The 11,737-nt window shown below is 45.8% G+C and carries 10 protein-coding genes; 6 read left to right on the top strand and 4 right to left on the bottom strand.

Going from position 1 to position 11,737, the window contains the following annotated elements; genetic code table 11:
- Positions 1 to 36 precede the first annotated feature (36 nt).
- From sugE to RHEIN_RS09805, 4 genes are all read right to left on the bottom strand, one after another.
- Positions 37 to 351 (bottom strand): quaternary ammonium compound efflux SMR transporter SugE, encoded by a 315-nt coding sequence (gene sugE, locus RHEIN_RS09820; RefSeq protein ID WP_008898820.1) that lies wholly within the window; start codon positions 349 to 351, stop codon positions 37 to 39.
- Between the two features lie 135 nt (positions 352 to 486).
- Positions 487 to 1,131, bottom strand: a complete 645-nt coding sequence (pcp, locus tag RHEIN_RS09815) for a pyroglutamyl-peptidase I (RefSeq protein ID WP_008898819.1) — start codon at positions 1,129 to 1,131, stop codon at positions 487 to 489.
- A gap of 10 nt (positions 1,132 to 1,141) precedes the next feature.
- Positions 1,142 to 2,080: a DUF979 domain-containing protein gene (locus RHEIN_RS09810; protein ID WP_008898818.1), complete on the bottom strand. Its 939-nt coding sequence runs from the start codon at positions 2,078 to 2,080 to the stop codon at positions 1,142 to 1,144.
- Complete coding sequence (locus RHEIN_RS09805) at positions 2,073 to 2,798, bottom strand: DUF969 domain-containing protein (protein ID WP_008898817.1); 726 nt, start codon at positions 2,796 to 2,798, stop codon at positions 2,073 to 2,075. Before RHEIN_RS09805 ends, RHEIN_RS09810 begins: the two co-directional genes overlap by 8 nt.
- A 333-nt stretch (positions 2,799 to 3,131) precedes the next feature.
- Between RHEIN_RS09805 and tig the strand changes: the two genes are divergently transcribed.
- From tig to RHEIN_RS09775, 6 genes are all read left to right on the top strand, one after another.
- Positions 3,132 to 4,442, top strand: a complete 1,311-nt coding sequence (tig, locus tag RHEIN_RS09800) for a trigger factor (RefSeq protein ID WP_008898816.1) — start codon at positions 3,132 to 3,134, stop codon at positions 4,440 to 4,442.
- Positions 4,443 to 4,560: 118 nt separating this feature from the next.
- Positions 4,561 to 5,184 (top strand): ATP-dependent Clp endopeptidase proteolytic subunit ClpP, encoded by a 624-nt coding sequence (gene clpP / locus RHEIN_RS09795; protein ID WP_008898815.1) that lies wholly within the window; start codon positions 4,561 to 4,563, stop codon positions 5,182 to 5,184.
- 65 nt (positions 5,185 to 5,249) lie between these two features.
- Positions 5,250 to 6,524 (top strand): ATP-dependent protease ATP-binding subunit ClpX, encoded by a 1,275-nt coding sequence (clpX, locus tag RHEIN_RS09790; protein WP_008898814.1) that lies wholly within the window; start codon positions 5,250 to 5,252, stop codon positions 6,522 to 6,524.
- Between the two features lie 188 nt (positions 6,525 to 6,712).
- Positions 6,713 to 9,109, top strand: coding sequence for an endopeptidase La (gene lon, locus RHEIN_RS09785; RefSeq protein ID WP_008898813.1), 2,397 nt, complete (start codon positions 6,713 to 6,715; stop codon positions 9,107 to 9,109).
- 209 nt (positions 9,110 to 9,318) lie between these two features.
- A complete protein-coding gene (hupB, locus tag RHEIN_RS09780; RefSeq protein ID WP_008898812.1) occupies positions 9,319 to 9,591 on the top strand; it encodes a nucleoid-associated protein HU-beta in 273 nt (90 codons plus the stop codon).
- Positions 9,592 to 9,780: 189 nt separating this feature from the next.
- Positions 9,781 to 11,694 carry a SurA N-terminal domain-containing protein gene (locus tag RHEIN_RS09775; RefSeq protein WP_008898811.1) on the top strand — a complete coding sequence of 638 codons (1,914 nt, stop codon included), beginning with the start codon at positions 9,781 to 9,783 and terminating at the stop codon, positions 11,692 to 11,694.
- Positions 11,695 to 11,737: the final 43 nt, after the last annotated feature.

Raw genomic sequence — 11,737 nt, 5'->3', positions numbered from 1 at the left:
GCACAGCAGTGCCCCCTTATATTTAACAACTGTAATTTAAGAGCTGAGTTTTAAGCCAATAATACCTAACAGTATCAAACCAATACTGATTAAACGTCCTGCAGTAGCAGGATCGCCTAGCAGGTAAATGCCGACTATCACAGTGCCAACAGCACCAATACCTGTCCAAACCGCATAAGCCGTACCTACAGGTAAATCCCGCATCGCAAGCCCCAGCATGGTAATACTTAACAGCATAGCGCCAAGAGTCCAGACGGTTGGCCAGAACTTTGTAAAACCTTCAGTGTATTTCAAACCCACAGCCCAGCCGACTTCCAATAAGCCAGCCACAACAAGCAATAACCAGTTCATAAGGTATTCCAGTTTTTGAAGTTGGGGTCGTCCCCGATATACAGATGCGCTATTGGGTCGTCCCGACAGGCCATAGTAGAAAAGCGCCGCAATTTTAACCATGCGAGCGCTTTATGGCAAGCATTAGGCTGAAATCTAGTCGAGTGTACCCGCCGCTATTTGTAAATCTTCAGTGGTTAAAAGCGCCACAGGCAAACAGATTTTTAATGCTTGAACGACCATATCTACAGGCATTGAAGCCACGGCTTTGCCTATAGCCTGCTCAGGTGCATAAGGAATATGTAAAAAACCGGCCCGCACTTTGGGGCTGTTTTTAAGCTGGTGCATCAGGGCATAAAACACTGTATTGCAGACATAAGTGCCTGCTGTATAAGACACTGATGCTGGAATTCCTTGTTGCTTCAGACCATTAACCATAGCTTTGACAGGTAAAGTGGTGAAATAAGCAGTTGGGCCATCGCTGACCACAGGCTTGTCCACCGGTTGCTGTCCTGCATTATCGGCAATACGGGCGTCGATGATGTTGATAGCGACTTTTTCAAAACAAAGTTCAGTCCGCCCACCTGCCTGACCTACAGCCAACACCAGCACAGGTTGTAACTCTTTAATGGCGGTTTGCAGTTCCTGTTGGCTTTTTTCAAACACACAAGAGAGCTGCCGGCTGACAATCTGCACTTCGTCGTCCAGTTGATAGCCATCGAGCTGCTGCACGGCCTGCCAGGAAGGATTTTTTTGTTCACCGCCAAAAGGCTCGAAGCCGGTCAGTAAAATAGTCTGCATTTGTGCTCCGTTAGAACATAAGGACATACATCAGGATAATATTAACCCCAAGCAACAGCACTGCTGTAGGTGCTTGAGCTTTAATCACGGCATTTTTATCCGGCAATTCTAAAAGTGCGGCTGGCACTATATTAAAGTTGGCCGCCATAGGGGTGAGCAAAGTGCCACAGTAGCCACAAAACATGCCTATAGCCGCCATAATGGCTGGGTTACCGCCGTGCTGGATCACTAAAAGCGGAATACCAATACCTGCTGTGATCACCGGGAAAGCGGCAAAGGCGTTGCCCATAATAATAGTAAATAAGACCATGCCAATGGCATAACAAGAGACAGCCAAAAATGGGTGGTTTAAATTTAAATACAAGCTGGTCAGTTGTGATACGGTTTCACCGACACCAGCCTGATTAAACAGCAAACCTAAAGTTGCCAGCAACTGAGGCAATAAAAAAGCCCAGCCTATGGCTTCGATTAAACGTGAGGATTCTTTTAACGCCTGCGTAGGTTTTTCCCGGGTCAGATGTAAAGCCGCCAGTATGGCTAAAAAGGCCGCTAAACCTAAAGCCGATAAAGTGGCATTTTTTGGGTCCAGTAAAGACCAGCCATCGCCCTGAATATGCACCAGCACCAATACAGAAAATACCGTCAGCAAAGGGATCATCAAAGCCGGGATAAATAACTTGTTACCAAGGCGTTTCACCGAATCCAGCCGTTGCTGCAGCTCCAGAGTTGGATAGGTGCCACCTTTTACACCACCCAAACCTGCCACTAAGGCCATCAACACCACTAAAGCACCGACCAGAGCGGGCGGCATAAAATCACCGAGTAGGAAAATCAGGCCATAACTAAACCAGAACAAAGCGCTGCTGTATCTTTTATCTTTGGTACTAAAAAAAGCCACGGCAAAAAATAACAAAGCAGCCACATAATACAGCAAGGTCATACTAATCATGGCGCTGCTCCTGTTGAGGTGCTTGCTTCAGCTCATCTTTCAGCTGGCGTGCCAGATAAGCGTCAAATCGCAGTAAACGGCTACCATGAATTAAAAAAGCCGCAATAGCTGTTGGAATACCCCAAAGCGCTATATGCAACGGATCAGTCTCAATACCGGATTCCCTTAAAAAGGTATGCATCAAAATAATGGCGCCAAAAGCGACAAAAATATCTTCACCAAAAAACAGCCCTATATTGTCGGTCGCGGCCGACATAGCGCGGATTTTGTATTTAATTTTATCCGGCAGGCTTTGGTGTTTTTGCTCAAAAGCAGCCTCCGCCATCGGCGAGAGTAAAGGCCTTACCATTTGTGGGTGACCTCCTAAACTTGTCAGGCCCGCAGCTGCTGTACTTTCCCTTAATGCAAGATACACCAGCAATAAACGTCCTGTAGTGGCCGCTTTAATTTGTTGTATCCAGTTTTGGGCTTTTTCGCGCAGGCCATGCCGCTCCAACAGACCAATGACAGCCAAAGGCAATAACAAGATCAGCGGTAAATTGCGGGTTTTTAAAAAGGCGGTGCCTAAAGACTCCAGCCAGATCATGACCGGCATCTTCACTGCCATACCTGTAGCAAAAGCCGCCACTGTCACCACCAGCACGGGGTTAAATTTCAGTAAAAAGCCAAGCATCACCACTGCGATACCAAGCAAAGGCCAAAGGCTAAAATCGGGCATATAAAATCCTGTTGTTTTTGTTATTACTGTCTATAGCTACACATAATTTGGCATGAAAGCGAGAGCAAAACGTTAAAAATCAGACGAAAAGCGATGTTTCCCATCTGCGGTTTTTCGCTTTTATCGCAGTGCCTCTGACGAAAAAAATAAAGTGAAATTAGGGCTCTAAGCCGCGCCGTATCTGATGTTTCATCAAAAGCTCGACTCGGCGAAAAACCCTCGCTATAATGCCGCGTCCTATATAACAGGTCTGGATTGTGCACCTTAAGGCAGAACCCGGACAAGCGAAGAGATGGCGTAGTCAGGCGCCCGATTTGATTTTGAGGTAACAAGATGCAAGTTTCTGTTGAAACCACACAGGGTTTAGAACGCCGTTTGACCATTACTGTTCCAGCTGCTGCAATCAGCACTGAAGTTGACAAAGAATTAAAACAAATTGCTAAAAACCGTCGTGTGGATGGTTTCCGTCCAGGCAAAGCGCCTGTTGCGATGATCAAAAAAATGTTTGGTCTGTCTGTATTACAAGACGTGGCTTCACGTCAGATGCAAAACCATTTCTATCAGGCGATCATTGCGAACAAGTTAACTCCTGCTGGCGCTCCGACTTTTGCTCCTGGCCAACTGGCTGAAGGCAAAGACTTAGAATTCGCAGCAACGTTCGAAGTGTATCCGGAAGTTCAACTGAACGCTCTGGACAAAGTTGAAGTCACTAAGCCAGTGGTTGAAATCACTGCTGATGATTTAGAAACTATGTTAGGTACTTTACGTAAGCAACATGCGACATGGGCAACAACTGAAGCTGCGGCAGCTTCTGGTGACCGCGTGATCATCGACTTCGTCGGTTCTATCGACGGTGAAGAGTTCGAAGGCGGCAAAGCCTCTGACTTCACGTTAGAATTAGGCCAAGGTCGTATGATCCCAGGTTTTGAAGACGGTATCATCGGCAAAAAAGCCGGCGACGAAGTGACTGTTGAAGTAACTTTCCCTGCTGAATACCACGCTGAAAACTTAAAAGGCAAAGCAGCCAGCTTTGCTGTGACTGTAAAAGCAGTTGAAACTCAACAGTTACCAGAAGTAAACGACGAGTTCGCCAAACTGTTTGGTTTAGCTGAAGCGACTGTTGATGCATTAAAAGTTGAAGTGAAAAAGAACATGGAGCGCGAGCTGAACAACAGCATCAAAGCTCGCGTAAAAGATCAGGTAATCAAAGGTTTGTTAGCCACTCATGAAATTGAAGTGCCACAAGCTCTGATCGACAGCGAAATTGATGTATTACGTCGTCAGGCGTTACAGCGTTTTGGCAACAACCTGGATCCAAAACAATTACCAGAATTACCAGCTGCTTTGTTCACTGAACAAGCCAAAGACCGCGTGAAAGTAGGTCTGTTATTAGGTGAAGTGATCAAAACAAACAGCCTGCAAGTTGAAGATGCCCGTGTTCAGTCTCTGATTGAAACTGTGGCTTCTGCGTACGAAGATCCACAAGAAGTGATTCAGTACTACAACAGCAACAAAGAATTGTTACAAGGCATGCGTAATGTCGCTTTAGAAGAGCAGGCCATTGACCTGGTTCTGAGCAAAGCTAAAGTAACAGAAGAAAAAGCCAAGTTTGATGAGATCATGAATCCACAAGCAGCAAACTAAGATTTGACATCTGTTTGTCAGGCAGTTTTAATGGCTCGAGCATCATAGTTCGGGCCATTTTCATTTTTAGCCTTCGGCTATATAAGGTCCCCCACTTTTCAATTAAGGAAATCGCATTATGGCATTTGAGCCAAGAATGAATGAGTTAGTCAATGCCTTAGTTCCTATCGTTATTGAGCAAACCGCTAAGGGCGAGCGTTCTTTTGATATTTATTCACGCCTTTTAAAAGAACGGGTGATTTTTTTAACGGGTCAGGTCGAAGACCATATGGCCAATCTGATCGTCGCCCAGCTGTTGTTTTTAGAATCTGAGAACCCGGAAAAAGATATTTATATCTATATCAACTCACCAGGTGGTTCTGTCACTGCGGGTATGTCGATTTACGACACCATGAAGTACATCAAACCAAATATTGCAACAGTCTGTGTAGGCCAGGCCTGCAGCATGGGTGCATTTTTGTTATCTGGTGGTACCAAAGGCAAGCGTTACTGCTTACCCAACGCCCGTGTGATGATCCATCAGCCTTTAGGCGGTTTCCAGGGCCAGGCCACAGATTTTGAGATCCATGCCCGTGAAATTCTGTATATCAAAGAGAAATTAAACCGTTTGATGGCAGAGCATTGTGGCAAAACTTATGAACAGGTGTGTAAAGATACAGAGCGTGATAACTTCTTAAGTGCACAGCAAGCCTTGGAATATGGCCTAATCGATGCCATATTAACTCAAAGGGATGCGAAGTAAGTTTAATTCAGGGGTGGAGAAGGGCGCTAAGCTGGCCATCCCTATGTAGTGGAAGAGGAAGTTACATGTCTGATCATCGCTCTGATGGCGAGAAAAGCAGCAAGTTGTTGTATTGCTCTTTTTGCGGCAAATCACAACATGAAGTGCGCAAACTGATTGCAGGCCCACAGGTCTATATCTGTGATGAATGTGTTGATTTGTGCAACGATATTATTCGCGAAGAAATTAAAGATATTTCGCCAAAACGCGACAGCAATAAATTGCCGGTGCCAAAAGAGATCCGTGCTCACCTGGATGACTATGTGATAGGCCAGGAGCATGCGAAAAAAGTTCTGGCGGTGGCGGTCTACAACCACTACAAACGTTTACGCAGCATGCAGCATAAACAGGACGTTGAGCTGAGCAAAAGTAATATTCTGCTGATAGGCCCTACAGGTAGCGGTAAAACTTTATTAGCCGAAACCTTAGCCCGTTTGCTGGATGTGCCATTTACTATGGCCGACGCTACTACATTAACCGAAGCGGGTTATGTGGGTGAAGACGTTGAAAATATCATTCAGAAATTACTGCAGAAATGCGATTACGATGTAGAAAAAGCCCAGCGTGGCATTGTTTACATTGATGAAATCGACAAAATTTCGCGTAAGTCCGACAATCCATCTATTACCCGTGACGTCTCAGGTGAAGGTGTACAGCAGGCTCTGTTAAAGCTGATTGAAGGCACTGTGGCCTCTGTTCCACCTCAGGGTGGACGTAAGCATCCACAACAAGAGTTCTTACAGGTTGATACCTCGAAGATCCTGTTTATCTGTGGTGGCGCTTTTGCGGGTCTGGATAAAGTCATTGAACAGCGTTGTGCTAAAGGTTCAGGTATAGGTTTTGGTGCTGAAGTGCGCGCCACCTCACAAAGCCGTACTTTGACCGAAAGCTTTAAAGATGTGGAACCTGAAGATTTAGTCAAATACGGTTTAATCCCTGAGTTTATTGGTCGTTTACCTGTGGTGGCGACTTTAACTGAACTGGATTTAGCCGCATTAATGCAAATCTTAAGTGAGCCGAAAAACGCGTTGGTGAAACAGTTTGGTGCATTATTCCAGATGGAAGATGTAGAACTGGAGTTCCGTGAAGATGCGCTCAAAGCCATAGCGCAAAAAGCCATGGAACGCAAAACCGGTGCCCGTGGCTTGCGCTCTATTGTTGAAAACGTCTTGCTTGATACCATGTATGATTTACCGTCCATGGAACATGTCAGCAAAGTTGTTATTGACGAGACAGTGATCCGCGGTGAGTCTCAGCCGATATTGATTTATGAGACTGTGGAAGCTGCTGCTTCGCAGTAAATAGAAAAGGGTCTGGCCGATAAAAAAGGGGTCAGATCACATTATGAGGAAATAATGTGATCTGACCCCATTTTCCAGAACCTGTTTTTACAAGTCCAAATTTTTTGCTAATTCATTGAAGTGACATAAACAGCCCCCATATACTGTTGAATCATGTCACCTGCAGTAAATAATTCGAGAGAGATTTCATGACAGTAGCAAAGACTGAACGTTTGCATATGCCTGTATTGGCATTAAGAGACGTGGTCGTTTATCCGCATATGGTGATCCCGCTGTTTGTTGGCCGGGCTAAATCCATTAAATGCCTGGATGCCGCGATGGAAAAAGAGAAACAAATCTTTTTAGTTGCGCAAAAAGACGCCACGCTGGACGACCCTAAAGATTCTGATCTGTATCAGGTGGGTACTGTCGCCACTATTCTGCAGTTGCTCAAGCTTCCTGATGGCACGGTCAAAGTGCTGGTGGAAGGGGGCAAACGTGCTCAACTGGTTGAGTTTACCGATACGGAAGACACCTTCGCCGCCTATGTTGATTTAATTCCGACACCGGAAATGGACAGCCGCGAGCAGGAAGTTATTTTGCGCTCTGCCGTCAATCAGTTTGAAGGTTATATCAAACTGAATAAAAAGATCCCACCTGAAGTGCTGACAGCCTTGTCTGGCATTGAGGATGCTGCCCGTCTGGCGGATACCATGGCAGCTCATATGCCGCTAAAAGTGGACGACAAGCAAAAAGTTTTAGAAATCATTGATGTGACGGAACGTTTAGAGTTCCTGATGGCGATGATGGAAAGCGAAATCGACATTCTGCAGGTTGAACGTCGTATTCGCAGCCGTGTGAAAAAGCAGATGGAAAAAAGCCAGCGCGAGTATTACCTGAATGAGCAAATGAAAGCCATTCAGCGTGAACTGGGCGAGCTGGAAGATACACCGGATGAATTTGAAGCCTTATCGAAAAAAATCGAACTGGCCCAGATGCCGGACGAAGCCCGCACTAAAGCCACGGCTGAACTGCAAAAGTTAAAAATGATGTCACCTATGTCGGCTGAAGCCACAGTGGTGCGCAGTTATATCGACTGGCTGACCAATGTGCCCTGGAAAAAACGCAGCAAGGTGAAAAAAGATCTGGCTGGTGCAGAACGTATTCTGGACTCGGACCACTATGGTCTGGATAAAGTCAAAGAACGCATTCTGGAATATCTGGCAGTGCAGCAGCGCGTCAACAAATTAAAAGGCCCGATTTTATGTTTAGTCGGACCTCCGGGTGTAGGTAAAACCTCACTGGGTCAGTCTGTTGCCAAAGCAACAGGCCGTAAATATGTGCGTATGGCCTTAGGTGGCGTGCGTGACGAAGCGGAAATCCGTGGTCACAGACGAACCTACATCGGCTCTATGCCTGGAAAAATCATCCAGAAGATGGCCAAAGTTGGAGTACGTAACCCGTTATTCCTGCTGGATGAAATTGACAAAATGGCCTCTGATTTCCGTGGTGATCCGGCCGCTGCTTTGCTTGAGGTGCTAGATCCTGAGCAAAACACCGCCTTTTCGGATCACTACCTGGAAGTGGACTACGACTTATCTGACGTGATGTTTTTTGCCACATCCAACAGCTTAAATATTCCGGCGGCCTTACTGGACCGGATGGAAGTGATTCGTTTAGCGGGCTACACCGAAGATGAGAAGCTGAATATTTCCAAGCAGCATCTGATCAACAAGCAGATTGAACGCAATGGCTTAAAACCTCACGAAATTGAGATTGAAGACAGCGCTATTGTGGGCATTATTCGTTACTACACCCGTGAAGCTGGCGTCCGTAATTTAGAGCGCGAAATCTCCAAGTTATGCCGCAAAGCAGTGAAAAACATTCTGCTGGATAAAAACCTGCAGAAAGTGGTGATTAATCAGGACAACCTGGAAGATTTCTTAGGCGTACAACGCCATGACTATGGTAAAGCGGAAGACAGTAACCGCATTGGCCAGGTAACGGGCTTAGCCTGGACTTCTGTCGGTGGTGATTTACTGACGATTGAAGCTGCTGCTGTGGTAGGTAAAGGCAAACTGACGTACACAGGCTCTTTGGGCGATGTGATGAAAGAGTCGATTCAGGCCGCTATGACAGTGGTTCGTAGTCGTGCTGAGAAGCTGCGTATTAACGAAGACTTTTATGAGAAACGTGATATTCACGTGCACGTACCTGAAGGTGCAACTCCTAAAGATGGTCCAAGCGCAGGTATAGCTATGGTGACGGCTCTGGTGTCCAGCTTAACGGGTAATCCGGTGCGGGCAGATGTCGCCATGACAGGTGAAATCACCTTACGGGGTGAAGTTCTGCCTATAGGTGGCTTAAAAGAGAAGCTGTTAGCTGCTCACCGTGGTGGTATCAAGCGGGTTTTAATCCCTCATGACAACGTGCGGGACTTAAAAGATATCCCGGATAACGTCAAAGGTGACATTGAAATTCGAGCGGTAAAATGGATTGACGAAGTGTTGGAATTAGCGCTGCAAGAGCCGCCAACAGGGATGTCGGTGCTTGAAGTGGAAAAAATTCCAGCAAAAAGCAAAAAAATCCAAAAAAATCCGGCTTAGGGGCTTTTCAATTACTCTGGCTGTGTTAAGTTATGGGCAGTTTCGACGCAGCCCTTGTGCAGCAAGGGTTGTGGCCTAACAGAAATTTTTGTAGTGCGTCGTTTTGTGCTTGCAAGGCTACATCAGGCTTGATATAACAAACGCGCTACTACGACAAACCAAATTTACTGTAGTTGTTGAAAATAATAACAATTGAAGGGGATGATATTGTGAACAAGTCTCAACTTATCGACAAAATCGCTGCTGGTGCAGACATTTCTAAAGCGGCAGCTGGTCGTTCTCTGGACGCGTTCATCGACGCTGTTACTGAGGCTCTTAAGGAAGGCGATTCAGTAGCCTTAGTTGGTTTTGGTACATTTGCAGTTCGCGAGCGCGCTGCACGTTCAGGCCGCAACCCACAAACGGGTGAAACTATCCAAATCGCTTCTGCGAAAATTCCTTCGTTCAAGCCAGGTAAAGCGCTGAAAGACAGCGTAAACTAAGCTGAACGCCTGGCTGATCCAGCCGGGCTTATGAAGCTGATGGTTCTGCCAAAGTCTCATTGATACTGGCGGAGAAAAGCAAAACGCATTAAGCCTGACGCTGCCACAGCTTTTATGAAAAAGGCGTATCTGTTAAGATGCGCTTTTTTTTTAAGACAACCAAAAGTTGCCAAAAGAGACGTAGATACAATGTTAGAAAAGATCAGAGAAGGTTCGCAGGGTATGATCGCCAAGGTCATTCTTGGCTTTGTGATCCTGACTTTTGCTTTAGCCGGGGTTGGCAGTTATCTTGGCAACACCAGTGAAATGCCAGTGGCCACAGTCAACGGTGATGAAATTACTAAAGTTCAGTTTGATACCGCTTACCAAAACGAAAGAGCCAGAATGCAGCAGCAGTTTGGTGAGATGTTTGGCATGTTGTCAGCTGACAGTAACTATATGAACAATTTCCGTAATTCAGTGCTGGAAAAACTGATTGATGAACAGTTACAACGTCAATTAGTCACAGAACTGGATTTAATGGTCAGTGACGATGTGTTACGTGACACTATTCGTAGCATGGCAGAGTTTCAGGTAGAGGGCGTTTTCAACAACGACCGTTACATTGCGCTGCTGCGTCAGAATGGCTATGAGCCAAATCAGTTCCGTGATTATTTACGAGCGCAAATGTCAGCTAACCAGTTAGTGGTTGGTTTAGCCGGATCAGAGTTTGCAACTGTATCAGAAATGCAATTGTTGTCTAAGTTACAAATGCAAAGCCGTGATATTCAGTACGCTGTATTAAAAGCTGCCGATTTTGCCGCTGCAGTTGAAATTAATGATCAATTGTTGCAAGACTATTATCAAGCCAACGCCAATCAGTTTGTATCACCAGAAACAGTGTCTGTGGACTATGTGCAGCTCACTGCTGCCGATATAGCAGCAACAGTTGAAGTAACAGATGCTGATTTACAAGCTTATTACGATGCAAACCAAAGCCGTTATGAAACGGAAGAGCGTCGTCGTGTTTCGCATATTCTGTTGGAGTCTGCTGACGACAATGCTGAAATCGAAGCCAAAGCACAATCTTTAGCTCTGCAGTTACAGCAAGGTGCAGATTTTGCTGAGCTGGCGAAAAAAGAATCTGCCGATACCTTCTCAGCTGAAAAAGGCGGTGACCTAGATTTTATTGAAAGAGGGGTGATGGATGCTGAATTTGAAAAGGCAGCCTATGCTCTGACCAAAGCCGGTGATATCAGCCCTGTGGTAAAAACAGAGTTTGGTTACCACATTATTCAGTTAACTGAAGTTCAGTCTGGTTCGGTGAAAACCTTTGATGAAGTCAAAGATCAAATTCTGGCTACAGTAAAAGATGATAAAGCCGCTGAAAAATTTATTGATCTGCAGCAGCAGTTAGGCGAAAAGAGCTTTGAAATCGCGGACAGCTTGCAGGAAGCTGCTGAAGCTGTAGGAACTAAAGTAGTTTCTGTACCAGCCTTTAGCCGTTCCACTGCCCCAGCTGAATTAACTGCACCTAAAGTTCTGCAGACTCTGTTTTCAGAAGACTTTATCAGTGCTGGTGTGAACAGTGACGTGATTGAAGTCGCACCACAACATGTGGTGGTAGTTCGGGTGAATACGCATCAACCAGAAACCACGAAGAAGCTTGAAGAAGTGAAAGATCAAGTTCAGGCCGCTGTGGTGGCGTCTAAAAGTTCTGAGTTAGCCCAGGCGAAAGCTGAAGCTTTACTGGCTGAAGTCCAGGCAGGAAAATCTTTGTCTGACGTAGCTGCAGCCGCAGAGTTAACTCTGGAAACTAAAGCTGCTGTCACCCGTTTTGGTGGCGATATAGATTCAGACATCCGCACCAAAGCTTTTGAACTGGCTAAACCTACAGAAGCTCAACCTGCTACTGTGGCCATGTTAAATCTGGCGAGCGGTGACTCAGCTTTAGTGGCTGTGACTAAAGTGACAGACAACGAAGTGACGGATAAACCTGCGGTTGAACAACTGCAACAGTTTGCTGATCAAAAAGCACAAGGTAGTTTTGGTGCTTTGCTCGCGGCACTAAAAGCCAAGGCTGAAATTACCCGTTCTTTACCTGAAGCCGCTGCTGACGAATAAGTTTAGTAGTCACCAGCGTTCAAATAAAAAACCAACCTGCGGG

The sequence above is a fragment of the Rheinheimera sp. A13L genome (genome assembly GCF_000217935.1).
In the GTDB taxonomy this organism is placed as follows: Bacteria; Pseudomonadota; Gammaproteobacteria; order Enterobacterales; family Alteromonadaceae; genus Pararheinheimera.
This window is presented reverse-complemented; position numbering and strand designations above follow the sequence as displayed.